The organism is Synechococcus sp. 63AY4M2, from assembly GCF_002760475.1.
In the GTDB taxonomy this organism is placed as follows: domain Bacteria; phylum Cyanobacteriota; class Cyanobacteriia; order Thermostichales; family Thermostichaceae; genus Thermostichus.
Genome location: NZ_AXUX01000001.1, coordinates 436,001 through 457,801, shown reverse-complemented (window position 1 = coordinate 457,801; position 21,801 = coordinate 436,001). Strand labels below are relative to the sequence as shown.

At 58.9% G+C, this 21,801-nt stretch carries 26 protein-coding genes and 2 pseudogenes; 15 read left to right on the top strand and 13 right to left on the bottom strand.

Annotated features, from left to right (window positions below):
• Positions 1–216 (bottom strand): helix-turn-helix domain-containing protein (locus tag SYN63AY4M2_RS02130; RefSeq protein ID WP_143597140.1); only part of this gene is annotated, 216 nt, incomplete at its 3' end.
• A gap of 97 nt (positions 217–313) precedes the next feature.
• Here SYN63AY4M2_RS02130 and SYN63AY4M2_RS02125 point away from each other — a divergent pair.
• Positions 314–580, top strand: a pseudogene (locus SYN63AY4M2_RS02125) (DUF190 domain-containing protein); the annotation flags it as partial.
• 41 nt (positions 581–621) lie between these two features.
• Complete coding sequence (locus tag SYN63AY4M2_RS02120; protein ID WP_011429999.1) at positions 622–1,812, top strand: MFS transporter; 1,191 nt, start codon at positions 622–624, stop codon at positions 1,810–1,812.
• Here the strand turns inward: SYN63AY4M2_RS02120 and SYN63AY4M2_RS02115 are convergent.
• From SYN63AY4M2_RS02115 to SYN63AY4M2_RS02095, 5 genes are all read right to left on the bottom strand, one after another.
• Positions 1,763–2,833 carry an EAL domain-containing protein gene (locus tag SYN63AY4M2_RS02115; protein ID WP_099834930.1) on the bottom strand — a complete coding sequence of 357 codons (1,071 nt, stop codon included), beginning with the start codon at positions 2,831–2,833 and terminating at the stop codon, positions 1,763–1,765. The two genes, SYN63AY4M2_RS02120 and SYN63AY4M2_RS02115, sit on opposite strands and share 50 nt — an antisense overlap.
• A gap of 170 nt (positions 2,834–3,003) precedes the next feature.
• Positions 3,004–3,762 carry a hydroxyacylglutathione hydrolase gene (gene gloB, locus SYN63AY4M2_RS02110; RefSeq protein WP_011430001.1) on the bottom strand — a complete coding sequence of 253 codons (759 nt, stop codon included), beginning with the start codon at positions 3,760–3,762 and terminating at the stop codon, positions 3,004–3,006.
• Between the two features lie 6 nt (positions 3,763–3,768).
• Positions 3,769–4,032, bottom strand: coding sequence for a DUF3143 domain-containing protein (locus SYN63AY4M2_RS02105; RefSeq protein WP_041438969.1), 264 nt, complete (start codon positions 4,030–4,032; stop codon positions 3,769–3,771).
• Between the two features lie 127 nt (positions 4,033–4,159).
• Positions 4,160–4,558 carry a J domain-containing protein gene (locus tag SYN63AY4M2_RS02100; RefSeq protein WP_011430003.1) on the bottom strand — a complete coding sequence of 133 codons (399 nt, stop codon included), beginning with the start codon at positions 4,556–4,558 and terminating at the stop codon, positions 4,160–4,162.
• A 94-nt stretch (positions 4,559–4,652) separates the two neighbouring features.
• Positions 4,653–4,835 carry a 50S ribosomal protein L32 gene (locus SYN63AY4M2_RS02095; protein ID WP_011430004.1) on the bottom strand — a complete coding sequence of 61 codons (183 nt, stop codon included), beginning with the start codon at positions 4,833–4,835 and terminating at the stop codon, positions 4,653–4,655.
• A 281-nt stretch (positions 4,836–5,116) separates the two neighbouring features.
• On the opposite strand from SYN63AY4M2_RS02095, the gene SYN63AY4M2_RS14060 reads away from it, so the two are divergent.
• The 8 genes from SYN63AY4M2_RS14060 to SYN63AY4M2_RS02060 all read left to right on the top strand — a co-directional run bounded on the left by SYN63AY4M2_RS14060 (position 5,117) and on the right by SYN63AY4M2_RS02060 (position 11,043).
• Positions 5,117–5,389 carry a hypothetical protein gene (locus SYN63AY4M2_RS14060; RefSeq protein WP_240530473.1) on the top strand — a complete coding sequence of 91 codons (273 nt, stop codon included), beginning with the start codon at positions 5,117–5,119 and terminating at the stop codon, positions 5,387–5,389.
• A gap of 24 nt (positions 5,390–5,413) precedes the next feature.
• Positions 5,414–5,998 carry a CsgG/HfaB family protein gene (locus tag SYN63AY4M2_RS14055; RefSeq protein WP_240527683.1) on the top strand — a complete coding sequence of 195 codons (585 nt, stop codon included), beginning with the start codon at positions 5,414–5,416 and terminating at the stop codon, positions 5,996–5,998.
• Positions 5,995–6,216, top strand: a complete 222-nt coding sequence (locus SYN63AY4M2_RS14050) for a hypothetical protein (RefSeq protein WP_240527682.1) — start codon at positions 5,995–5,997, stop codon at positions 6,214–6,216. The genes SYN63AY4M2_RS14055 and SYN63AY4M2_RS14050 overlap by 4 nt, the downstream gene beginning before the upstream one ends.
• Before the next feature lie 253 nt (positions 6,217–6,469).
• A complete protein-coding gene (locus tag SYN63AY4M2_RS02085; protein WP_099812211.1) occupies positions 6,470–7,129 on the top strand; it encodes an SDR family oxidoreductase in 660 nt (219 codons plus the stop codon).
• Between the two features lie 114 nt (positions 7,130–7,243).
• Positions 7,244–9,778 carry a dynamin-like GTPase family protein gene (locus SYN63AY4M2_RS02080; RefSeq protein WP_099887167.1) on the top strand — a complete coding sequence of 845 codons (2,535 nt, stop codon included), beginning with the start codon at positions 7,244–7,246 and terminating at the stop codon, positions 9,776–9,778.
• A 47-nt stretch (positions 9,779–9,825) separates the two neighbouring features.
• Positions 9,826–10,236, top strand: coding sequence for a KGK domain-containing protein (locus SYN63AY4M2_RS02075; protein WP_099887166.1), 411 nt, complete (start codon positions 9,826–9,828; stop codon positions 10,234–10,236).
• A 179-nt stretch (positions 10,237–10,415) separates the two neighbouring features.
• Entirely contained in the window at positions 10,416–10,775 is a 360-nt protein-coding gene (locus SYN63AY4M2_RS02065) for a KGK domain-containing protein (protein ID WP_099887164.1), read from the top strand.
• Between the two features lie 58 nt (positions 10,776–10,833).
• A complete protein-coding gene (locus SYN63AY4M2_RS02060; protein WP_240530472.1) occupies positions 10,834–11,043 on the top strand; it encodes an HNH endonuclease in 210 nt (69 codons plus the stop codon).
• Between the two features lie 65 nt (positions 11,044–11,108).
• Here the strand turns inward: SYN63AY4M2_RS02060 and SYN63AY4M2_RS02055 are convergent, their stop codons facing one another.
• The gene (locus SYN63AY4M2_RS02055; RefSeq protein WP_099887162.1) at positions 11,109–12,101 is read right to left on the bottom strand and encodes a folate-binding protein YgfZ; all 993 of its coding nucleotides are present in this window, start codon (positions 12,099–12,101) and stop codon (positions 11,109–11,111) included.
• A gap of 94 nt (positions 12,102–12,195) precedes the next feature.
• Here SYN63AY4M2_RS02055 and SYN63AY4M2_RS02050 point away from each other — a divergent pair, with 94 nt between their 5' ends.
• Together SYN63AY4M2_RS02050 and SYN63AY4M2_RS02045 are read left to right on the top strand one after the other, a co-directional pair.
• Positions 12,196–13,740, top strand: coding sequence for a hypothetical protein (locus SYN63AY4M2_RS02050; RefSeq protein WP_099812205.1), 1,545 nt, complete (start codon positions 12,196–12,198; stop codon positions 13,738–13,740).
• 130 nt (positions 13,741–13,870) lie between these two features.
• Positions 13,871–14,065, top strand: a complete 195-nt coding sequence (locus SYN63AY4M2_RS02045) for a hypothetical protein (RefSeq protein WP_099812204.1) — start codon at positions 13,871–13,873, stop codon at positions 14,063–14,065.
• On the opposite strand, the gene SYN63AY4M2_RS02040 is transcribed toward SYN63AY4M2_RS02045, so the two are convergent.
• From SYN63AY4M2_RS02040 to glmU, 6 genes and pseudogenes are all read right to left on the bottom strand, one after another.
• Positions 14,062–15,024 carry an AEC family transporter gene (locus SYN63AY4M2_RS02040; RefSeq protein WP_099887161.1) on the bottom strand — a complete coding sequence of 321 codons (963 nt, stop codon included), beginning with the start codon at positions 15,022–15,024 and terminating at the stop codon, positions 14,062–14,064. The genes SYN63AY4M2_RS02045 and SYN63AY4M2_RS02040 overlap by 4 nt on opposite strands.
• A gap of 5 nt (positions 15,025–15,029) precedes the next feature.
• Positions 15,030–16,310: a 4-hydroxy-3-methylbut-2-enyl diphosphate reductase gene (locus SYN63AY4M2_RS02035; protein ID WP_099884520.1), complete on the bottom strand. Its 1,281-nt coding sequence runs from the start codon at positions 16,308–16,310 to the stop codon at positions 15,030–15,032.
• 147 nt (positions 16,311–16,457) lie between these two features.
• Positions 16,458–16,733 (bottom strand): lipopolysaccharide assembly protein LapA domain-containing protein, encoded by a 276-nt coding sequence (locus tag SYN63AY4M2_RS02030; protein WP_011430018.1) that lies wholly within the window; start codon positions 16,731–16,733, stop codon positions 16,458–16,460.
• A gap of 22 nt (positions 16,734–16,755) precedes the next feature.
• Positions 16,756–17,232, bottom strand: coding sequence for a pentapeptide repeat-containing protein (locus SYN63AY4M2_RS02025; RefSeq protein ID WP_011430019.1), 477 nt, complete (start codon positions 17,230–17,232; stop codon positions 16,756–16,758).
• Between the two features lie 117 nt (positions 17,233–17,349).
• Complete coding sequence (locus SYN63AY4M2_RS14045) at positions 17,350–17,883, bottom strand: PPC domain-containing DNA-binding protein (RefSeq protein ID WP_346426061.1); 534 nt, start codon at positions 17,881–17,883, stop codon at positions 17,350–17,352.
• Positions 17,866–19,215, bottom strand: a pseudogene (gene glmU / locus SYN63AY4M2_RS02020) (bifunctional UDP-N-acetylglucosamine diphosphorylase/glucosamine-1-phosphate N-acetyltransferase GlmU); the annotation flags it as partial. The gene SYN63AY4M2_RS14045 and the pseudogene glmU, both read right to left, overlap by 18 nt.
• Positions 19,216–19,333: 118 nt before the next feature.
• Here glmU and SYN63AY4M2_RS02015 point away from each other — a divergent pair.
• The 3 genes from SYN63AY4M2_RS02015 (at position 19,334) to SYN63AY4M2_RS02005 (ending at position 21,714) form a co-directional block, all read left to right on the top strand.
• Positions 19,334–19,762 carry a hypothetical protein gene (locus SYN63AY4M2_RS02015; protein WP_011430021.1) on the top strand — a complete coding sequence of 143 codons (429 nt, stop codon included), beginning with the start codon at positions 19,334–19,336 and terminating at the stop codon, positions 19,760–19,762.
• A gap of 308 nt (positions 19,763–20,070) precedes the next feature.
• Positions 20,071–20,532, top strand: a complete 462-nt coding sequence (locus SYN63AY4M2_RS02010; RefSeq protein WP_228375465.1) for a Rieske (2Fe-2S) protein — start codon at positions 20,071–20,073, stop codon at positions 20,530–20,532.
• Positions 20,533–20,592: 60 nt separating this feature from the next.
• Positions 20,593–21,714 carry a glycosyltransferase family 4 protein gene (locus SYN63AY4M2_RS02005; protein WP_099887160.1) on the top strand — a complete coding sequence of 374 codons (1,122 nt, stop codon included), beginning with the start codon at positions 20,593–20,595 and terminating at the stop codon, positions 21,712–21,714.
• Positions 21,715–21,801: the final 87 nt, after the last annotated feature.

Below are 21,801 nucleotides of genomic sequence, written 5' to 3'. Positions count from 1 at the left end.
TGCCATCACTTCCTGCCGATGTTGTTCCAAAATGCCCACTCGCTTGGTGCCTGCTTTCTTAGGGGCTAAATCTTGAGTTTGTTGGTACTGTCGCACCCAGCGGTGTACTGTTCTTTTGGTAACCATGAAGCGTTTAGCTACCTGGCGGATGGAGGTGTTACCTGCCTGATAGGCTGCTACAACTCTTTGCCGCAAATCCAAAGAATGAGTCGGCATTCCTTTCTCTCCTTCCTCTTGAATACCTGTACCCTATTTTAAATTAAAAGGCTGTATCTACATTGGCGAGTCGGATCACTGACAAAATAAGCTTCTCTACCTGGCTCTGCTGGAGCTGGCCCGTCGGCGGGGCATGGCGGGCGGTACCATGGTGAGAGCCATTGCCAGCTTTGGCCACAACAGTCACATTCGCAGCAGCAACCTTCTCGAGCTTTACACAGATCTGCCCATTTTGGTAACGTTTATCGACACGCCGGAGAAAATCAAGGCCTTTCTGCCGGATGTCAAAAACCTGGTGCGCGACGGTCTAGTTACTTGCCACAGCGTCCAAGTATTCCATCACGCTCCTCAGCCCCAGCCATAGTCCCGATCCCCAGTTGGATTGCCCGTCCTCAGGAGCTGGCTATGTCCGATTCTGCTTGGCGCTTTATCTTCCTCCTCGGGATCGTCAGCCTCTGCGCTGACGCCACCTACGAGGGGGCCCGCAGCATCTCCGGAGCTTTTTTGGGATCCCTGGGGGCCAGCGGCACGGTGGTGGGGCTGGTGGCCGGCGGGGGAGAATTGTTGGCCTATGGGCTGCGCCTGGGCGTGGGCTACTGGAGCGACCGGCTCAGTAGGGATCCCTCTCGGCCCAGTCGAGGGCACTGGCAGCTCACCACCCTGGGCTATGTTGTCAACACGGCGGCGATCCCCGCTTTGGCCTGGGTGGACAGTTGGCCTTGGGCCGCTTTGCTTTTGCTGGCCGAGCGCCTGGGCAAAGGGATCCGCACCCCGCCGCGGGATGTGTTGCTCTCCCATGCGGCTCTGCAGGTGGGCCAGGGCATTGGGTTTGGCCTGCACGAGACCTTGGATCAAATCGGGGCGGTGGGGGGGCCGCTGCTGGTGGCAGGGATGGTTGCCGCCGGCTACGGGTTCCGGGGTGGATTCTTGGCCTTGGGGATCCCGGCGGCCCTGGGGCTGGGGGTGCTGGGGCTGGCCCGATGGCTCTATCCCACCCCGCGCGACTTTGAGCCGGAGCCGGAAACCGCTCCAGCACAAGGCTTTTCCAGGGTCTTTTGGCTCTATCTCATAGCAGCGGCCTGTGTGGCCGTGGGGTTTGCCGACTTTCCCCTCATTGCTTTCCATCTGCAACGACAGTCGGGGAGCGAGGAGGCAGGGATCCCCTTGCTCTACGCCCTGGCCATGGGGGTGGATGCCTTGGCGGCCTTGGGCTGTGGCTGGCTGTTTGACCGCATCCGGCTGGGGAGCCTGCTGGGGGCGGTGGTCCTGTCTGCCGGTTTTGCGCCGCTGGCCTTTTCCGGCAGCTACGGGCTGGCGGTGGTGGGCATAGTGCTCTGGGGGATTGGCTTGGGGGCTCAGGAATCGGTCATGAAGGCGGCAGTAGCCGGCATGGTGGCTCCCCAGGCGAGGGGCTTTGCCTTTGGGCTGTTTACCAGCCTCTACGGCCTGGCCTGGTTTTTGGGCAGCGCCCTGATGGGGGTGCTCTACGATCTCTTCCTCCCAGCTTTGGTCATCTTCTCAGTAGCCGCTCAAGCCGTGGGGGCAGCTATCCTATGGATCCTAATCTTGGGGGAACAGGCTGGGGCCGGGCGATGAAAAAGCCCTGCACCAGGTCCACCCCGTGGTCGCGCACCCACTGCAGCTCCTCTGCCGTCTCGATCCCTTCGGCCAGGGTGACGATCCCCAGCTCTTGGGCCAGCTCCAGCACCTTTTGGGCAATCACCGCCTTGTAGGGATCCCCATCTACGCCGCGAATGAGCTCCCTATCCAGCTTGATGACATCTGGCTGCAACCGGTGCAACAGGTTTAGGGATCCGTAGCCGGCGCCCAGGTCATCCAGCGCCACCCGAAAGCCCGCCTGCCGGTAAAACCGCAAAATCCGCTGCAAATGATCCAAATCGGGGCTGCGGTCGGATTCATTGACCTCAAACACCACCCGTTCTGGCGGGATCCCGGCGCGGCTGATGGCCCAGACAGTAGAGCGCAGGCAAAAGGCTGGGTCGTAAATGGCCGTGGGGCTGAAGTTGATGAACAGATCCCCCTCGAGGCGGTGCTGGGTGGCGGCAGCAATGGCCGTGCGGCGGGCAGCCAAGTCCAGGTGATAGAGCAACCCGGCTTCGCGGGCCGTGGCAAAAAGCAAGTCCGGGCCAATGACCTTGCCCTCTCTGTCCAACCCCCGCACCAGCGCTTCGTGGCCCACCACCCAAGCGGGATCCCGCGCCCGGACAATGGGCTGGAAATAGGTGGTGAGGCGGTTTTCCTTCAACAATTCCAACAACAGCTCGGCTTGGGTGCGGTGGAACAACTGCAGCAACGACTCCACCCGGGCGCAATCTTGCCAGCAGGGATCCCTATCCCCAGGCAAAAACAAGGCGCGGCTGGCCTGCATCTCTTCTTGGGAGAGAACCTCGGCCATTGTCTCCAGGGTCTTCTTGAGGGCCCCCTGGGCAATGGCAACAACTAGGCCAAGGTCTTCCAAAAGTTGAACGGGAACCTCTGTCTTGGCCTCCAGGGCCTGCCAGATTTTCCGGTGGGTATGAGGAGTGGGCAGCCAGAGAAACAAACGCCCTGCCTCCTGCAAAAAGGTGGGCAGAGCTGGGCAGTCAAGACAAGACATGGGGGCTTAGGGAGTAGCCATGCAGGCCCACCGAGGTTACCTATCTTACTTAGCAGTATGTCCCGCCTTCCCGAAAAAAGAAGCCAATCTTACGGAAAGCAAACTGGGAATCCCCAGCGTCAGGACAGGATCCCAATCACAACTCGGCCCCGTTCGCGTTCCGGCCAGCCTTAGAATTGATCCTTCATACCCCGCAGCCGGGCAAAAACCCGCACCGGATCTTGAGCGCCCGTAGCCGCCCGCAAAGCCGGCTGATCCCAGCGCAAAAAAGGATTGGTGCGGCGCTCTTCGCCGATGGTGCTGGGGACAGTTGGGGATCCCGCCTGGCGCAGGGCCACCACCTGTTGGTAGCGCGCCTGCAAGTCGGGGTTGTCCCCATCCACCGTCAGGGCAAACTTGAGATTGTTCAAGGTGTATTCGTGGGCACACCAGACCCGCGTGGCTTCCGGCAACTGCCGCAGTTGATCCAGGGATCCCAGCATCTGCTCCGGGGTGCCCTCAAAGAGGCGCCCGCATCCCCCGGCAAACAGGGTATCGCCGCAGAAGAGATCCCCGCTTTCGGGAAAGTAGTAGGCAACATGTCCCCGCGTATGGCCGGGCACAAACAGCACCTTCGCCTGCCGGCCCGCAAATGCCACCGTCTCTCCCGCCTGCAGCTCCACCGTCTGGCCCGGGATCCGTCCCCGATCCGCCTGGCTGCCGTAGACGACGGCACGGGGGTAGCGGGCCAAAAGTTGCAGGTTGCCCCCCACATGGTCGTGGTGGTGGTGGGTGTTGAAGATGGCCACCAGCTCCGCCCCTAGCTCAGCCAGTTTATCCAGCACCGGCTCGGCCACTGTCGGATCCACCACCGCTGCCGTGGCCGTCTCGGGATCGTGCAGCAGATAGATGTAGTTGTCGCGCAGGGCAGGCAGTTGCAGAATGCGCATAGCCGGCTAGTCCTCAAAAATGGCCTGCTCTACATCCTGGCGGCTTAGCGAATAGGGAAAAGACAGAGTTTTGGTGTTGCCATCAGGATAGGTATAGCGCACCCAAATGCTGGTCTCCTCCAGGCGCAGGCAGGCTTTCCAGCCGGGCCGCTCGCAAAACCACTGCTCCACATCCTGCGGGTCACGGGTGCAGCCCTGATCCTCCAGCCAGCGTTCGATGGCGTGGAGCGGGTGATTGTAGAGAGGCGTAGTTGCAGGAGGCAAAGGCATGGCGAGATGGCGCGCAGAGAAGCCGTCGAACAAAACAAAAGTTAACAACCTATTCCATTCAAGCACCTTATCAATGGGAAGCCCTGAGCGCTTTGTCTTAACCTCATCCACAAGCAACCGGAGTTGGTCAGCCCACCCCACCCTCCCGTAGCCAGGCCAAAGCAACCGCCAACACCAAACACGCCACGAAGGTGGAGCCCATCAGCAGCAGGGCGCAGAGCTCGCCCGCCGAGAGAGGCCGGGTTTCCATGCGCAGCTCCAGAGAATCAGCACCGGGGGATCCCATGTTGGCCGTCACCGCCCGCAGGCTGGCATCGTAGATGGCCCGTTTTGCCGGGTTGCTGAGGACAAGGTAGGCTTCCTGGAGTTCTTGGAAGCAACGAATCGCCACCTCTGGCGCCAGAGGAGAAGTGTCGGGATGGTAGCGTTTGCTCAACTGCCGGTAGGCCCGCCGAATGTCCTCAGGAGAGGCCCCTGGAGACAAGCCCAGCCGCTGGTAGTAGGTAAGAGAGGTCAACGAGCGCATGCAAGTCGCTGAACAGCCAAGACTGGGAGGTAGCAGAACAGCTCTCAAGAGAGCCTGACCCCAATGTAAACCACTCTTCCGGCTATGGGGATCCCTATTCTTCTCCCTCCTCTTCTTCCGACTTGGCTTTGGGGTAGTAGAAGCCGGTGTTGCGACCGCTGAGGATGGCGCGCCCAATGGTCATCGCCCGCTGGGCCTGAAGCTTGGCTTTGCCCAGCCAAACCGCATACCGCCTGCGACTGCGGGCTTTGGAGGTTTTCTTCTTAGGAACAGGCATAGCTTGTACAAAAACACAGCTTTACTAGGCTAACACTGAGTTTGCACGCTCGATCCCAATCTAAACCCGGCCCAATAAAGCGGGTCAAGCTTTTTCCGGCAACTCACAAAGGGCGAGCATCTCTGCTCAGTCTTAACTGTTGAGATCTGTCAACTCCTCTGTGCCAACCTTCTCAATCCCTTCTCCCAATGGCCTTGGAATCGGTAGAGTATAGGACATCTTCTGGGAACAGGCGCCCAGGTGATGCCGGTCACCGCCCCGCTTTTGGGTGCAAGCTGAGAATGGACTGTGGCCACCTCTTCGATCTAGGAGATCGCTCAACCAGGCGCAGCCTCTCTTCCATTCTGCTGTTCGGGATCCCGCTGCTGAGCTTGGGTTGGATGGGGATCCCGGTGGCTGCCCAATCCACCAATCCGGAGCTGTGCCAGAAGTTTCCCCAAGACCTTCGCTGCAATCTCTCTGCCCCCAGCCAGGTAGGACAAGCGCCTCAACCCACCACTCGCCCGCGCGTTGCGGTTTTGGATTTTGATTTCAGCAGCCTCAGCAATTCCTAAAGCCTGCGCGAGGCATCCCGGGGGGTGAGCGATCTGCTGGTGGATCGGCTGGTGAGAGATGGCACCTTTTCGGTTATCGAGCCCTCGCGGCTGGACGCGATCTTGGCCGAGCAGAACTTGGGGCTATCGGGGCGCTTAGATGCCAACACCGCCGCTCAGGTGGGCCGGATCCTCGGGGTCGATGCTGTGATCCTCGGCAGTGTTACCCAGTTCGATGTGTCGGTGCGCCGTTCTGGGGGTGAGGCGCGGGTCTTGACCCCCTTCGGCAGCTTCCCGCTGGCGGTGGGGGCCGAGGTGGTGGATGCTGATGCCAACGTGCAGCTCAATGCCCGCCTGGTGAGCACCAGCACGGCGGAGATCTTGGCCGTGGTCGAGGGCCGGGGCAACGTCAGCCAGTCGGATAGCACCGTCACGGTTGCCGACTTTGGCGGGGGATCGGCCACCAGCAACGAAGAAAAGCTGCTGGTTTTGGCCAGCCAACAGGCGGTGGAGCAAATTGCCCAGCAGTTGGCCGGTTTTGCCAGTCGCTTAGCGGCCCAGCCCCGCTCTTTGCCGACCGTCGATGCCTTGGTGGCGGATGTCTATGGTAACCAGGTGATCTTGACTTGAACAAGGGCAGCAGCGACGGCTACCGCGTGGGATTGATCCTGTCTGTGGAGCGCGTCGTTCGCGAGGTTAAAGATCCGGCCACGGGGGCAGTCCTGCGCAAATTGACTGAGCCCGCTGGCCAGATCCAACTGACAGAGGTGGATCAGGGATCCAGTGTGGGCCGCATTCTCAGCAGCTCTGGCTTTAAGGTGGGGGATGTGGCCAAACCTATTCAATAAAGCTTCAAGACTTTCAAGACTTTCAAGATCCCTTCCCTTTGAACCGCAGGTCTACCCGGCGGTGGAGCGGAGGATGTTTTGGAGCTGGCCGGCTGCCGGGATCGAAGCTGGCGCCCGCGGTTGCCGCGACTACCCCTGTCGCATGGACAGGATCCCTGCCTGGGCGGATTTTGGGAAGATAATGGTCTTAGCAAGGCCAGCATGGAACCTGGAACCGCCACCGTCACATTAAGCAGTTTGGCAGGGGGAGAGGATGAAGGCTTTTGTTGCAGGGGCTACAGGAGAAACAGGGCGGCGCATTGTCCAAGAGTTGGTGGGCCGCGGCATCCCGGTACGAGCGCTGGTGCGCAGCCGCGAGTTGGCCGCTCGGGTTCTGCCCCCCGAAGCAGAAGTGGTGGTGGGAGATGTGCTGGATCCGGCCACGCTGGAAGCCGGCATGGAAGGATGCACGGTGGTGCTCTGCGCTACTGGCGCTAGGCCCAGTTGGGATCCCTTTCTGCCCTACCGAGTGGACTACCAAGGCACCAAGAACTTAGTGGATGTAGCCAAGGCCAAAGGGATCCAACACTTTGTTTTGATTTCTTCTCTGTGCGTGTCTCAGTTGTTCCATCCTCTCAACTTGTTTTGGCTGATCTTGGTGTGGAAAAAGCAAGCCGAAGAATACTTGCAAAAAAGCGGCCTCACCTACACCATCATTCGGCCAGGGGGCCTGAAAAACCAGGACAACGAAGATGGCATTGTCCTCTCCAAGGCCGATACCCTCTTTGAGGGCAGCGTCCCTCGCATCAAAGTTGCCCAGGTAGCTGTCGAAAGCTTGTTTCAACCGGCAGCGAAAAACCGCATCTTCGAGATCATCGCCAAGCCCGGCGTTCCCAACCGCGAGTGGAGCGACCTCTTTGCCCTGGCAAGCTAGGTTCTGTGCTGTTAGCCATCAAAGGGTGCCTTATCTGAAGAAAAGTAGCATGAGAACCTTCCCCTTAGGGCTGAGGGCGTTATAATCTCCCCAGCCCTAGCGGAGATCCCTGAGATGGCTGTGCAACTCTTGCCTCAGTGCGAAAACTTACGGGAGCACGTTGAAACGATTCTAAACCTCTGGCAGCAGGATCCCACCCTTTCAGGAAAGCAAGATACAACCCGAATTCAAGCTTCGCTGAGCAAGGCTATTTCCCCAACCTTTGAGATTGTCTTCGCCGGTGCTTTTAGCGCCGGCAAGTCGATGTTGATCAACGCTTTGCTAGAAAGGGAGCTTCTCTACAGCGCCGAAGGACACGCCACAGGGACAGAGTGCTACATTGGCTACGCAGAGCCAAATGCTGAGAGAGTGGTGCTCACTTTTCTCAGCGAGCAGGAAGTGCAAGAACAGATGACCGCCTTCTGCGCTTTCCTAAACTTGGCTCCGTCACTCAGCAGGCTGGAAGACACTGCACTGAATCCCCTGAAGGAGCGTGCTGAGGCTATTATTCAACAGGAGGGAGGTAAAAGCAAGTCAGAGCGGGCAAAGCAGGCGGATGCCCTCCGCTTGTTGATTACAGGTTTCCAGCAGAACCGGGACAAAATTCACCCTACCGAGAACAAAGTCTTCTCGATGGAGCAGCTCAACTTCGGCAACCTAAGAGAAGCTGCGGGTTTTGCCCGGCGCGGCGCCAATAGCGCAGTTTTGCGAAAGGTGGAATACTATTGCCACCACCCCTTGCTGGAAGATGGAAACGTTATTGTCGATACTCCTGGGATCGATGCTCCAGTCAAAGCGGATGCAGAGCGTACTTATCGAAAAATTGCCGATCCGGATACGTCCGCAGTTGTTTGCGTTCTCAAGTGTGCTGCAACGGGTGAGCTGACCAAGGAAGAGACAGAGCTTATTGAGCATATTCAAAGTAATGATAGCATCAGGGATCGGGTCTTCTATGTATTTAACCGGATTGACGAGACTTGGTACAACGCACAACTAAAGCAGAGACTAGAAAACATTATCGACCAGCAGTTTCGTCAACTCCGCGTATTTAAGACAAGCGGCCTTCTCGGCTTCTATGGTTCCCAGATCAAGGCAACTACCCCCGAGGATCGATTTGGACTGGATACGATTTTTTCAGAAAGCATCAAAGAATTGGGTGGTGAGGAAGAAACGCCCCAGTTTGTCAGCGAGTTTAATAAGTACTGCACGTCGGGTAGGCTAGTTGGATCCCCGTTCCGCCCTTCTGTACATGGGTACGACACACCCATAAATAACTACGTTCGGATTCTGAGGGAGTGGGGAAAACCTTTGATTGAGTATATGATTAAAGATAGCGGTATTGAAGACTTTCGGGCTGGGATCACTCGTTATTTAACGGAAGAAAAGCGGCCACAGCTATTTTCCGCGCTGGCCGATGATTTGCAACCTCTCTGCATCGAGATGAGGAAGTCCTATCTAGATCTCTACCGAGACATTGATAGCCAGCCCAAAGAGATTGACAGCATGATTTCCTATGAGCTGACGCTGATCAATCAGCAGCTAGCCAGTATTGGCCGAGAGTTTGACGAGCATATCCAGACAGTAGTCAATAAAGTTATTAACGGAGAAAACAAAGAATTTGAGAACGATTTCCGTAAATTGCAGGCTAGGATGGTACGGAGGCTAGATGAGCTTTTGGATACTTTTTCGTTGGACAATGTTTACAGTCAAGCCGTTCGCATTCGTCCCCGCAACTCCACAGCTCCATTCTTAGCTGTATTGGTCGAAGCCTTTTATTATTTGTCCAACCATCTAGAGGACATCCTGGTAGAATCAGCCAGCACGCTTGTAGAGAACTTCTTTCGTCGCCTTGTTGATGAAGTTCGCAGCTCGAGCTACTACAGGCAGTTGTTTCGCCTACTGGGATCCGATGGGGACTTGGAGAAAAAGCTTCTTTTGGTTAAGGAGGTAACTTTGAGTTCTCTTGTCAATGGTGCCCGAAAAGAGTGCGACCGCTACCTCAGAGAAAGTCCCCGCTTCTACGACGAAGGAACATTCTCGATCTACCAGTTTCGAGAAGTCCTAAAGCAAACCAGCCAATCTTATGACATCTCTGCTATTCGCGACGCAGAGCCTGGAATCCGACAATTACTTAAGCTTGACTTCGAGCCGAAAATTAACCAGACAGTGCGTTCTAGCTTCCGACAAGAGACCAACAACACTCTAAAAACTCAACTATTGCCGGTTGCCAAGCAAGTAGCCGATGAGATTTTGCAAAAGTACCCAGAAGCAAAGCAGTTCATGGAAGCAACTCTCAGAAAAGAGGCTGAAGAGAAAATTGCGCTTAACCAACAGCGGCTGAAAGAACTGGAGGCAAGCATAGACAAGTACAACCAAGCTGTTTCTGGGATCAACCTCTGCCTGCAGGCTTTGGGCCTCAATCGCGAGATGCTGCCCTTGATTACTCGTCCTGAGCCTTCCTCTGTTGGTGAGTCAGTTCAGATTTTGGCAAGTCTTCCTGAACAGCAAGTAGGTGACAGCAATGCAAGCGAAGCAGTCGCTCTTGGTCGTTCTACACCCATAGACGAGAGTTTTCCAGAGTTGGATAGCATTCTCGATGATTTGAGATAGAGCGGCTTGTCTTTGTTTTTGGCCTTTCACTTGATCCAGATAAAGTCATGGGATCCAAATCGATACCTCTACAGCAGCACCCAGAAGGGATCCTCTCTGTAAGGGAGAAAACTTTCAAGGTTGCCAACTTGGTCAAAGCAGCCCAAGAGGACTTGACCAAGAAAGAAGAGCTGCATCGCTTGTTCATTGCGGCCTTGAGATCCTCAGGGATCCTGCCGCCGGAAGACTTGCTCAACATTGCCAGTAGCCTTCTTGCTCCCAAGCCAGAAGAAAAATTGTTGCAAGAAGCGAAGTGGTTTGGGCAGGGACTTGCTTGTCAGCTCTTGGTGCCAGGCAAGAAGGATTGGGAAAAAGGCAGAGTCAGATTGCGGATCATTGTAGAGTTTGAGCCAGAGGATACAGGCTCAGAGGGCGGCAGTGGATCCCCTCTGGATGACCTTCGCGGAGGTGAGGAATAACTTAACTGGAAAAATGCACCAGGAGGTTGATCAAGTGCCAGATAATCTTTCTGAACAAGCTCAAGATTGCTTTAGCGAGCTCGACAGCCCTCCAGATCAGGAGGCATTGGATCTCTTTTGGATGACATTCGGGAAGATGCAAGCTCATAAAATGAACTGGGTAGAGCGGAGTTCGTGCTATGGCTGAGCCAATGCTTTTCAAATCTGCTGATACGCAAACTGTTGTTCAAGTTGGCGACCAGGTTTATCTCCCAAACACTTTGCATGAAGTGATCGTCTCTTTTCTCCTAAGCAACAGAGATTCAATAAACAAATACCTTGAGTCTAAGAAAATTAGTACTGATATAATAAGCCTAATAAGCGGGATAAGTTCTCGACTATTGCGACCCGGTCGAGGATGGGTTTCTGGACAAATATCGATTAAAATTTGCCTAGAGTTTATCCCTGAAGATCAAACTTTGGCTTCTGAAGCCCTAGATCAAGATCACGTTTCCATTGACGCTGCCGCCTCTCCTTTAGATGACTTGCGGGCCACTTAGGTTTTGATCGGCCATGAGGGAAACAAGAACGAGTCAGCGCATCTTCATCCCAGCATCTGTGCGGGAGTATGTCTTCCAAAGAGATGGCTTTCGCTGCCGCGGTTGCGGAAAATCGCCTCCAGAGGTTCAGCTTCAGATCGATCACATCATCCCCATTGCCCAAGGGGGCAGCAACGACATCAGCAATCTGCAAACGTTGTGCAAAACCTGCAACCGACGCAAAAAGGATCGACGGGATCCCCGCTTTCGCCGCCACTTTGACTGGTGAGTTGCGGTGTTTCGCCTAAGCTTCTCCCTCTAGAAAAGAGAGGAGAGAGGTCTGCAAAAACAACCTCAGACAATAGGCGGAAAGCTCAAAAACGGCATTCGAGTCAGGACTCCCGGCACCGAGCCGACTTCTACTTGTAGACCTTCGGCGGGCTCAAACTTGGTGCGCACGTATCCCAATCCCAGGTACCCTTGGGAAGTTAGGCCTGCGCTGGTCAGCAGCCCAATCTTTTCCCCCTGCCGCAAAATCTCTGTGCCGGGCTGAGCCTCTCCTTGAAGGCGGATCCCCCACAAAGTTTGCCGAATGCGCCGGTAGGTTACCTGCTTGGCCAAGACTTCCTGGCCAACGTAGCAACCTTTGTCAAGGGAAACAGCTCGCCACAGGCCGGCTTCTAGGGGGTTGTAGTCTGAGGTCAGCTCTCGGTCGGCGGCGGGGCGACCCGCTTCTAGGCGGAGGACTTCCCACAGCTCAGGTGGGGCCAGCTTGGCTCCGGCTTGGAGCAAGCATTCTTCAAGAGCGACTTTCTGGTCAATGGTGCCCCAGAGGGTAAACCCCGGCTGGGCAAGACCCGTGCCACAAGCCAGATGGACAGGGATCCCCTGGATCTCCACGGCGCAGTGCTCATGAGGCCCGGTCGGGATCTCTTCTGAGCTCACCACTTGCTCCAGGAGAGCCTGACTCTGGGATCCGAGCAATCCAAAACCAAAGGTCTGATCTGTCTCATCTTGCAACTGTGCTCCCCGCACCAAAGGCAGCATGCGCCCCAAACTCTGCATCAGCAGGCTGCGCCGCTGGGGTGAAGTCCAGATCCAGCAGTCTTCTTCTCCCACGTACACCGTTGCCAAATCCAGGATGCCGGCGGTGGGGGTCACGAAAACCGTGTCGGCCCCCTGCCCTGGCTTGAGGGCCTTCAGATTTTGGGTGCTTCGGTTGTGCAGATAGTCCAAGCCTGGGGATCCCTTCATGCGCAAACGGCCCCACCCGGAGCGGTCTAGAAGCAGGGATCCCGTCTGTGCAACGGGTTGGCCCTCTGTGGAAACAGCAGCTAGAAGAGACATCGCTCACCCCAGAGATGGGCTTTGGTTTTCTTCTCTACCCTAGAATAGGCTAGTTCACCCTACCGTCTGTGGCAGACCCCCGGCGTACTGAACTGTGATTGAGGTTGAAGTCCACCAACAGTTGCGGCAGCTTTTGCGGCAGTCTCCCGAAGCCCTGTGGCCCCACCAGTTGACGATGGCTCGCATGGTGGCGCGGGGGTTGCGGCTGGGTCGCAGCACCTTGATCCAGGTGCCCGCTGGGGGTCAGCACCGCCTCAGTTACCTGCTGCCGGCCCTGATGTGGCCCAACCCCACCTTGCTCTGTGCCACAGCTCCTGTGCAGGCGCAAATTTTGGGGGAAGAGATCCCCTGGCTACAGCACACCCTGCAGTTGCATAAGCCCGTCCTGCAAAAAGACCGTTGGCCGGATCCCGATTTCCAGGGGTTGCTGTTGGTGGATCCCCTGGATTGGCTGCAAGCTCGCTTGAGAAAGGGATCCTCGCAAGTGCCGACAGGGATCCCTCTGATCCTGGATGGAGCCGAAGACCTGGAAGATTGGGCCTACCAGGCGCTAACGGTGACCCTGGAAGCCAGCCATTGGCAACAGCTCCGGCAAATCTTCCCTGCCGAGGCGGAGCAGCTCTCCCAGGTTCAGGTCAATTTGTCCCTTCAGCTTTTGCGGCGGCCTCTTTCCCGCTGTCTGCTTCATGCGGATGAACAGGTTCACCTGGATGCTGTGCTGTCTTTGGTGACAGGCTACCCCGGCTGGCTGCCGGATCCTTGGGATCAGCTCCGCCAGCGGCTCTGCGCCGAGGGGGATCCCGCTTCCCGCTGGGTTTGGTGGGCGGAAACTGACCGCGAGACCGGTCGCCTCACCCTTTACCACAGCCCGGCGGCTCTACACGAGTGGCTGGCACCCATCTGGGCCACTCAGCCGGTAGTGATCATCGGCGAGGCCCTGGACCTGGATCGGCAGGCGGAGGCCTATCGTTGGCGCCTGGGCTTGCCAGATCTGACGCCCTTGCGCTTCAGCTCAGGCGAGGATTGGATCCGTTCCGGCGGGGAGCCCTTGCCGAGCCTTTCCCTCTACTTGCCGCGGCTGCCCTTGCCCAACAGCCCCCTCTTCCGGGAGCACCTGTTGCAGGAGCTAAGGAGCCTGATCCCGCAGGTGCAGGGCTTTGTGGTGGTGCTGGTGTCGGATCAACCTCTGCAGGTACAGGTGGGGGCTGCTTTGGCTGCCGAATTTGGCTCGCGGGTGCGGGTAAACAGCCTATTTCCCGGAGAAAAGGGCATTTTGGTCTGCGACTGGCCCTACTGGCTGCAGCACAAGGCCAGCCTGCCCTGTCCGGAACTGCTGGCCATTGCCACCTTGCCCTTTCCCTCGATGGAGGATCCAAGGGTGGCCGGACGGGTGCAGTATCTGCAGCGCACCCAACAGGACTGGTTCCGCCAATACCTCTTGCCAGTGGCGGCCAGCCAATTGCAGCGGGCTGTTGCACCTCTGCGACAAGGCGCAGAAGCAGGTGAAGCCTCCGGCTTGCCCACCCGCTGGGTGGCGATTTTGGATAGCCGCATCGTTGCCCGCAGCTATGGCGTTGCCCTCCTCAATGCCTTGGGGCCAGCCCTGCGCATCCAGCAGCGCAGCCAATTGTTCGTTTAGGGATCCCCTTGCCCCCAGCCCCTCTCCCTCAGGGAGAGAGATAGGCAGATTTGTATCCTAGAGAGCTAAAGCCAACAGGGATCCGGGCTATCCTGAGTTCAGTCTGCTCTCAGCTTCCTCTTCAGAAACCATGACCAGTCCTGCTCTCAGCCCCGATACAGAACGGCGCGCCCAAGCGGTTTGGAAGCCGTTGCGCCAGGCCATCGTGGAAAGCTCGGGCTTCCGCGGATGGCTCCAAGGACGGGAACTGCCCAGCCAGGAGGCTGACCTGGATCGTCTGGTACATCGCTACCTGGAGCAAACCCTCTCTCACCTGGCCTACTAGGTTCCCCACAGCAGCAACCAGAAAGGTAGGGTCAGCAGGGCCGCCACGTAGCCTAGGGCCAAGGCTGTTGCTGTTAGCTCCCGATCCAAGTCGTATTCCTCCGCCAGCACCAGGGTGGCAATAGCAGGAGGCATGCCGGTCTGCAAGACCAGCACCAGCTTGGCCAAGGGGGGATAGGGGGTCAAGGCTAACCCCAGGCCCACCAAAAGGGGCAGGACAACAATTTTGATGAAGAGGGCCGCGGCGGCGGGGCGAAGGGATCCCCAGTGCGGCACCTGGGCTAGCCGTATGCCCAAAAGGATTAAGCTCAAGGGAATCGTGCTCCAGGCAAAGGCAGTCAGCCCTTGGGCCAGCCATTCTGGGAGAGGGGAGCGAGCGGTGGCCAGGCCGACAAAGAAAGCCCAGAGAGTGGGACTGCTTAGGACTCGGAGCATAGCCTGCCGGGGAGGGATGAAGGAAGCGCTGTAGCGGCTGCCCACCCAGACTCCCAGACCGTAGGCGGCCAAGAGGGTGCCCAACAGGTCGTAAAACAAAGCCCAGCCAAAGTAGGCGCTCCCGCCCACCGCCAAGCAGATGGGGTAGCCCAAATAACCCGTATTTCCCAGGGTGGCTGTCAGGTAAAAGCTGCCTCGCCGGGCTCTGCTCCAAAGCCAGGGATCCCCCTCTTTCTTCCCCTGCCAGGTGTGGTGCTGCCACTGCAGCCAGGCACTGGCCAGGGCATACCCTAGCCCTGTGGCCAGCCAGCAGACCAAAGGGGCCGCCCAGAGCTGGCCAGAGAGGTCCGCCGTCTGCATAAACCCAAGGGTGCCCAGGGGAACCCCCACCCAAAACATGAAGCGGCCCAGCGCTTGGGGATTTAGCCAATGGCGCCAGGGGGGAGGTAGCCCTCTCTGCAGGACAAACCCCAGCAGCGTCCAGCCCAGCAGGGGGAGGTAGACCTGAAAAAGAGTGGTGAGCACGCCTTCTAGAAGCCGAGGGGAAGGGATCCCTGCGGAGGGGTCTGCGGCTGTTCGCGCAGGGCAAAGATGCGCAGGATCACCTCCTCCACGACGCGGTCGGGGGTAGAGGCACCGGAGGTAATACCAATCTGCACTGGCCCGTCGGGCAGCCACCCCTCGGTAACAATTGGGTCTTGGTGGAGGGGCTTGTGGCGGATGCGGTTGGGCGGTTGGATGCAGTCGGGGCCGTCAATATGGTAAGAGGGCAGCCCTTTCGAGAGGGCAATTTCCTGCAGGTGGGTCGTATTGGAGGAATTGAACCCGCCAATGACCACCACGACATCCAAAGGCCGCTCCAGCAGCTCAAACATGGCGTCCTGCCGTTCTTGGGTGGCGTTGCAGATGGTGTTAAAGCTCATGAAGTGCTTGTCCAGCTCCTGGGGGCCATATTTGCGCAGCATGGTGGTCTCAAACAGCTTGGCAATGGCGCGCGTTTCCCCTTCCAGCATCGTGGTCTGGTTGGCGATGCCAATCCGCTCCAGATCCCGATCCGGATCGAAGCCGGGAGATGTGGCCTTGCCGAAGCGGCGCCGAAATTCTGCCGCATCTCCGCCCTGCAAAATGTAGCGGGCGACCCATTCTGCTTCTTCCAGGTTCAGCACCACCAGATATTTTTGGGCAAAGGAGCTGGTGGCCACGGTTTCTTCGTGGTTGTACTTGCCGTGGATCACAGAGGTGAATTGAGCCGCGCGGTGCTTGTCCACTTGGTTCCACACGCGGGAAACCCAGGGGCAGGTGGTATCGACAATCTCATTGCCCTGCGACCGAAAAAACGCCATTTCCGAGGCACTCGCCCCAAAAGCAGGCCAGATCACCACATCTTGGGGCCGGATCTGAGAGAAGTCCTTCTTGCCGTCTGGGCCTTTCTCCACAAAGCGGATCCCCATCTCCTGCAGGTGGCGGTTGACCAGGGGGTTGTGGATGATCTCGTTGGTGATCCAGATCTGGCGATCCGGAAAGCGGCGCCGCGCTTCGTAGGCATATTCCACCGCCCGTTCCACCCCCCAGCAGAAGCCAAAGGCCTTGGCCAGATGGATGGTGATATCCCCCTGCCGATAGCAGTAGGACTGGGCGCGGATCTGCTCCACCAGGGGGCTTTTGTAGGTGGTTTGCAGCTCCCGTTGGGCCTGATCCTTGTGCTCTTCAAACCCTTTGGCAAAGTAGTTGCTGGAGCTGCGCAGGGCCTTGCGCAGGGCGCGCGGATCCTGGGGGGAGCTAGCCGGGGAAGAGGGTTGGGAATGAGGCATGGTTGTCACTCGGGCTGTGCACCGCTAACAGCAAAGGGATCCTCTCTCAGCTTACGCCCTGTCTTGAGTGCGTGGGTCACTCCGGCGGCAGGACAGCCCACAAAAATCTGAAGGGATCCCAGACTCGATCGGCAAGAGCCAGGGCGGCTAAGGCAGCGGCTGATCTTGCCTTTCCAGTTGCTGCAGCCGTTCCTGGAGCTGACGGGCAGTCAGGGAGAAGCTGCGCCCCGGCCAAAGCAAAGAGCCCAGCCCCGCCGTCAACAGGCCCAGGCCGATGGCCACGGCGATGAGCAATCCCAAGGGCAGCTCCACCGAGCGCCAAATTAAAAAATGGACGGTCAGGGGGGTGGGGTTTTGTCCGGCCAGGACTGCCACTCCCAAAGCCAGCAGCAGTGTCAAGGCCAGGTTGAACAGCAGCAGCATGAGGGATCCCGTCGCAACAGTTCTATTCTGCCTTGCTGGCCGACGGAGCAGCCCAGGGCTGCACTGTGCCATCGGGCAGGATGGCGCCGCTCAGGTCAGCGCCCGTCAGCACTGCTCCGCCTATTTTTGCCCCGCTCAGGTCGGATCCCTGCAGTTGGGCGCGGGTTAGCTTGGCTTCCCAAAGGTAGGCCCCGTGCAAGTTGGCTTCCCGCAAATCGGCAAAGCTGAGATCGGCGCCGATCAAGTTGGCTTCCCAAAGGTTGGCCCCGCGCAGGTTGGCCCCCATCAGGTTGGCGGAGCTGAGATCGGCCCCCCGCAGATCGGCCTCCTGCAAGTTAATTCCACTCAGCTTGCCAAAGGAAAGGTTGGCCCCTCTCAGATTCGCCCCCTGCAGGGTGGCGCGCACCAGATCCACGCCCACCAGGTTGGATTCTTGAAAGTTGCGCTCGCCGGCGGCATATTCTGCCAGCAGCTCCTCTGCAGTGGTCACTCGGGGCATGGCCGGGTACCCCCAATTGCCGAGTTTATTTCAGCAACCCTTGATTGCCAAACGAGGTGCTAATGACTCAATGCTAAATGTTGGCCATTATACCGTCCATCTACAGCCGCTTGCGGCTCACGGCGGGCAAGAAGGGATCCCCACCCCTGTCCCATCTGCCCTCTGGGGAGAGGGCGGGGTTGCTTCTGCCACCTTTTCAATGTGCAGCTCCAAGTAGCCGGTGGCCGGATCCGGCTGGCGGGAGAAGCGGTACTCCAGGCTGTCGGCGAGGACGATCTCGGCGGTGGTGTAGATGAGGCAGCCGGGGCGCAGGTGCCCTCCCCAAGTTCGGCCCTGGGCATCGGCAACGGCGAGGTGAAGATGGACTCCGTCCGGGCACAGGGATCCGCTCAAAGCCAGGATCTCCAGGCGTTCCGACAATAGGTAATCCTCGGTTTGATCGGCCAGGCGCAGGGTGGCTTGGCTGAGGCTGCCGACGGCGCTGAGGACAAACCCCGCCTGCAGGGGTTGCTGGCGGGCAAAGCGCTCCAATTCCTGCTTTAGGTCTTGGCCGGGCAGCAGGCGCAAGGGGTAGACGCGCAGGGATCCCGTGGGTAGAGGCTGGGGGCGGCCAGCAGCAGCGCTCCCCGGTCGCCAGCCCGGCTTGACCACCGGGTAGGCGCGGGCGATCACCAGGCAGTCGTCCGGCACGGGATAGCGGGCGGGAATGGTGGAGCCGGCGGCGATGGTGACATCGGATCCCACCTTGAGGGGGGCCACCAGCACCGAGTTGGCGCCTGTCTTGCTGCGATCCCCAATTTCGGTCAAGTGCTTCTGCTGGCCGTCGTAGTTGGCAATAACCGTGCCGGCGCCGATGTTGACCTGGGATCCCAGCTTGGCGTCGCCCAGGTAGGCCAGGTGGGCGGCGTTGGTATGGGATCCGATCTGGGCGTTTTTGATTTCCACAAAGTTGCCGATGCGGCAGCCGTCGCCAATGCAGCTGTTGGGGCGGATGTGGGCGTAGGGCCCTACCCAGACGTGGTTGCCGATCTGGCTGTGGCTGACCACCGAGTAGAGGATGTGGCAATCGGAGCCGATGGTGCTGGACTCGATCCAACTGCCCGGCCCTAGACGAGTGCGCGGCCCAATGCGACAGACGCCCCGCAGGTGGGTTTGGGGTTCGATCACCACATCGGGGGCCAATTCCACCGTCTCTTCCAGGCTGACGCTGTCGGGATCCACAAAGGTGACCCCGGCTTCCATCCAGGCTTCCTTGAGGCGATCCTGCAGAATCTGGTAGGCTTGGGCCAGTTGGCGGCGGTCGTTAATGCCGACGATTTCCCGCGCATCCTCGGCGTCCAGGGCGATGGCGGTGTCCAGAAGTTTAACGGCCTCGGTGAGGTAGTACTCCTGCTGGGCGTTGTTCCGGCCCAGACGGGGCAGCACCCTTGCTAGGGCCGGCCAGTGGAAACAGTACACCCCGCTGTTGATGCGGCGATTTTGCCGTTGGGCCGGGGTGCAGTCGCGCTCTTCCACCAGCTCCAAGATTCGCTGCTGGGCGTCGCAAAACACCCGCCCATAGCCATAGGGATCCGCCACCTGAGCCGAGAGCAACGTCACATCCGGCTGGACTTGGCGGTGGCGTTCTAGCAGGGCCTGCAGGGTTTCCACCCGCAACAGAGGCACATCCCCGTTGACCACCAGCAGATCCCCCTGAAAGTCGCCTAGAACAGGCAAAAGCTGCTGCACCGCATGTCCAGTGCCCAATTGCTGCGCCTGCTCCACAAATTCGACCGGGTACTCCTGCAGGGCTCGGCGCACTTGCTCCTGCTCGTACCCCACAATCACCAGACAGCGCTGGGGTTTCAACGTCAGCACCGTGCGCAGCAGCCGCTCGATCAAAGACAGGGATCCCAGCTTGTGCAGCACCTTGGGCAACTGCGACCGCATGCGGGTGCCCTTGCCCGCCGCCAGGATCGCCACCGCCAGATCTCGTTCTGCCATGTTCCCCCCAGACTCTGCCCCCATAAAGTATATGCGGCAGGATCCTGCTCAAACTGTAGCTTGACAGAGCCGCGTGCCACTTGAGCTAGCCTAGTGGCACGTGTAGGTGGGGCAGACGATGGCGGAGAGCAAAAGCTCTGATACCCCCCTTCAGAAACGTCAGCGCCTGGTGCGCGAGGTGGCCAGTTGGCTGGCGGTGCTGGGGGTGCTGATCCCAGGGCTGCAGCGTTTTTACATGGGCCACAGGCGCTGGGGCTGGGGCTACTTGGTGCTGGGGCTGATGGTGTTCGTTCCTTCCATCCCGTTGCAGCTCCTCGGCTACGGGGTACGCGCCCTTTGTTTGCTGGAAGGGCTGTGGTTTCTCACCATGACCAATGAGGACTTCGATTTTCGCTTCAATCGAGATCTCATCGAGCTGGACTGGACCAGTGCGAAAAGTCGGGAAGTCCGGGATCCCGAGCAGCAGTTGGAGATCCAGTTGAAGCAGGGCTTGATTACCCGCGCCGAATACGAGGAGCGCCGCCGCTACCTTCGCGAGATCTCGTGAGTGGGACTGCGATTGCTCCAAGATATTTCCGACCTATCCCCCCTCCACAGCAAGCCCGTTGACACCCTCCCCACTCTCAGACCAAGAAAACGACTGGCGATGCTTAGAAGGGGTGGGCGGTTCTTCCCCATAATCTAGGGACAGGCCCGACCGACCTTCGCCAGAATCCCATAAAAGTGCGGTTTCGCGCTGGCTGAAGCTGTCCTAGTGTAACAAAATATTAAGAGGAGCCGCCGGGCTAGCGTCCCGTTTGGGAGGCCACGCTTGGATTGGTTCCTAACCGACACCTTGCATCCATCTCAGGACACATGGCCATGTACAACAATCGTCGCGGTTTTCTTCGTTGGCTGGCGCTTGGTTTTGGCTCGCTGGTGGGCCTGTTGCCTGCCTTGGCTCAGCGCCGTTTTAACCGTGCCATTGCCCAGGGTGCTGCTTCGGGCCCCAAAGCGGCTGAGCCGGAGTTCGTTAAAGTGGCAACGCTAGAAGATCTTAAAGAAGGCCCCTTCAAGGTAGAAGACGCCTTTGGGAAAAACACCGCCACCCTTTGGCTAGTCGGGGATCCCCAAAAGGAAGACTCGCTGCTGGCTCTGGATGCAGCCTGTCCCCATGCCGGCTGCGACGTGGACTGGCGGGGGGAGAACTTCGTCTGCCCCTGCCATGGCTCAGTTTTTGCCGCCGATGGCAGCCGTACCCGTGGCCCGGCCAATGCCGACCTGACCGCCTACAAAGTTAAGGTGGAGAAAGGGGAAATCTTCGTGGCCAGAACCTGACCTTGTCCCCCCAGGGTCAACCAGACTAGCCAGCAAGGGGTCGAGCCTGCTAGGGCGCCCATGCCTCGTACCTACCGCTTCTTGTTTGTCTCCACCCCCGTTGGGCCCCTGGGATCGGGAGCTGGCGGCGGGGTGGAGCTCAACCTTGTCAACTTGGCGCGGAGCCTGCTTGAGAGGGGAGCCCAAGTGCGCGTGCTGGCCCCTGAGGGATCCCACAGTGCTGACTTGCCGGAGGGAGTTATCGAGACCGTCCCAGGCCTCCCCCCGCCCTATGCCCAGAGCCAGCGCCGCGACCAGCCGGTCTGTTTTTCCACCCCTTCTCTGGTGGCCAACCTGTGGCAGCGAGCTGCCCAACTGCAGGAGCAGTTTGAGCTTATCGTGAACTGGAGCTACGACTGGCTCTCGTTCTACCTGACCGATTTTTTCCGCACGCCGGTGGCCCATATCGTCAGCATGGGCTCCCTTAGCGATGCCGTTGACCAGGCCTTGGAGCGCATCGCGCGCACCTATCCTGGCCGGCTGGCGGTACACTCGCGAGCCCAAGCCCAGACCTTTGCCTTTGCCCGGGCCCAGATGGCGGCTGGTCGGGATCCCTTTGTCTATTTGCCCTGCGGCGTCGACCTCAGCCGCTACGAGTTTGTGCCAGAGGGGAACGGATCCCTGTGCTGGGTTGGCCGCATTGCCCCCGAAAAGGGCCTGGAAGACTGCGCCGCCCTGGCCGAGAAGACGGGGAGGCCGGTGCTGATCCTGGGCCACCTGCAAGACCCGGCCTACTGGCAGCAGATTCGAGAACAGTACCCGCGGGCTCAATTGGATTACCGGGGGTTTTTGCCCACCTCTCAGATGCAGCGGCTCTTGGGCCACTGCTCGGCCTTGATCATGACCCCTAAGTGGGTGGAAGCCTTCGGCCTGGTGGCGGTGGAAGCCTTGGCCTGCGGTGTGCCGGTGATCACCTACCGCCGCGGCGGGCCGGCGGAAATTGTCCGCGATGGCGAGACCGGCTGGGTGGTGGAGCCAGACGACGTGGCAGCTCTGGCAACAGCGGTGGAACGCCTGGATCAGATCGCTAGAAGCCGCTGCCGACAGCACGCAGAAGAGCACTATTCCCTGCAGGCCATGACAGAGCGGTTTCTGGCCTGGAGCGAGCAAATTGTCCAGGATCCGATCCCGGCAGCCCGCTAGGGAGAAGACAGGCAATGGTACTATTTGATTTTGATGCCTGGGGCCGGATGACCAGCCCACTGACGCGGACACTTCGACTCACGACGG

What these genes read in the sequence shown, in the direction of transcription:
- SYN63AY4M2_RS02120 (WP_011429999.1), top strand. Translation starts at nt 622, where the DNA reads ATGTCCGATTCTGCTTGGCGCTTTATCTTCCTCCTCGGGATCGTCAGC.
- SYN63AY4M2_RS02115 (WP_099834930.1), bottom strand. Translation starts at nt 2,833, where the DNA reads ATGTCTTGTCTTGACTGCCCAGCTCTGCCCACCTTTTTGCAGGAGGCA.
- gloB (WP_011430001.1), bottom strand. Translation starts at nt 3,762, where the DNA reads ATGCGCATTCTGCAACTGCCTGCCCTGCGCGACAACTACATCTATCTG.
- SYN63AY4M2_RS02105 (WP_041438969.1), bottom strand. Translation starts at nt 4,032, where the DNA reads ATGCCTTTGCCTCCTGCAACTACGCCTCTCTACAATCACCCGCTCCAC.
- SYN63AY4M2_RS02100 (WP_011430003.1), bottom strand. Translation starts at nt 4,558, where the DNA reads ATGCGCTCGTTGACCTCTCTTACCTACTACCAGCGGCTGGGCTTGTCT.
- SYN63AY4M2_RS02095 (WP_011430004.1), bottom strand. Translation starts at nt 4,835, where the DNA reads ATGCCTGTTCCTAAGAAGAAAACCTCCAAAGCCCGCAGTCGCAGGCGG.
- SYN63AY4M2_RS14060 (WP_240530473.1), top strand. Translation starts at nt 5,117, where the DNA reads ATGGACTGTGGCCACCTCTTCGATCTAGGAGATCGCTCAACCAGGCGC.
- SYN63AY4M2_RS02085 (WP_099812211.1), top strand. Translation starts at nt 6,470, where the DNA reads ATGAAGGCTTTTGTTGCAGGGGCTACAGGAGAAACAGGGCGGCGCATT.
- SYN63AY4M2_RS02080 (WP_099887167.1), top strand. Translation starts at nt 7,244, where the DNA reads ATGGCTGTGCAACTCTTGCCTCAGTGCGAAAACTTACGGGAGCACGTT.
- SYN63AY4M2_RS02075 (WP_099887166.1), top strand. Translation starts at nt 9,826, where the DNA reads ATGGGATCCAAATCGATACCTCTACAGCAGCACCCAGAAGGGATCCTC.
- SYN63AY4M2_RS02065 (WP_099887164.1), top strand. Translation starts at nt 10,416, where the DNA reads ATGGCTGAGCCAATGCTTTTCAAATCTGCTGATACGCAAACTGTTGTT.
- SYN63AY4M2_RS02055 (WP_099887162.1), bottom strand. Translation starts at nt 12,101, where the DNA reads ATGTCTCTTCTAGCTGCTGTTTCCACAGAGGGCCAACCCGTTGCACAG.
- SYN63AY4M2_RS02045 (WP_099812204.1), top strand. Translation starts at nt 13,871, where the DNA reads ATGACCAGTCCTGCTCTCAGCCCCGATACAGAACGGCGCGCCCAAGCG.
- SYN63AY4M2_RS02035 (WP_099884520.1), bottom strand. Translation starts at nt 16,310, where the DNA reads ATGCCTCATTCCCAACCCTCTTCCCCGGCTAGCTCCCCCCAGGATCCG.
- SYN63AY4M2_RS02030 (WP_011430018.1), bottom strand. Translation starts at nt 16,733, where the DNA reads ATGCTGCTGCTGTTCAACCTGGCCTTGACACTGCTGCTGGCTTTGGGA.
- SYN63AY4M2_RS02025 (WP_011430019.1), bottom strand. Translation starts at nt 17,232, where the DNA reads ATGCCCCGAGTGACCACTGCAGAGGAGCTGCTGGCAGAATATGCCGCC.
- SYN63AY4M2_RS02015 (WP_011430021.1), top strand. Translation starts at nt 19,334, where the DNA reads ATGGCGGAGAGCAAAAGCTCTGATACCCCCCTTCAGAAACGTCAGCGC.
- SYN63AY4M2_RS02010 (WP_228375465.1), top strand. Translation starts at nt 20,071, where the DNA reads ATGGCCATGTACAACAATCGTCGCGGTTTTCTTCGTTGGCTGGCGCTT.
- SYN63AY4M2_RS02005 (WP_099887160.1), top strand. Translation starts at nt 20,593, where the DNA reads ATGCCTCGTACCTACCGCTTCTTGTTTGTCTCCACCCCCGTTGGGCCC.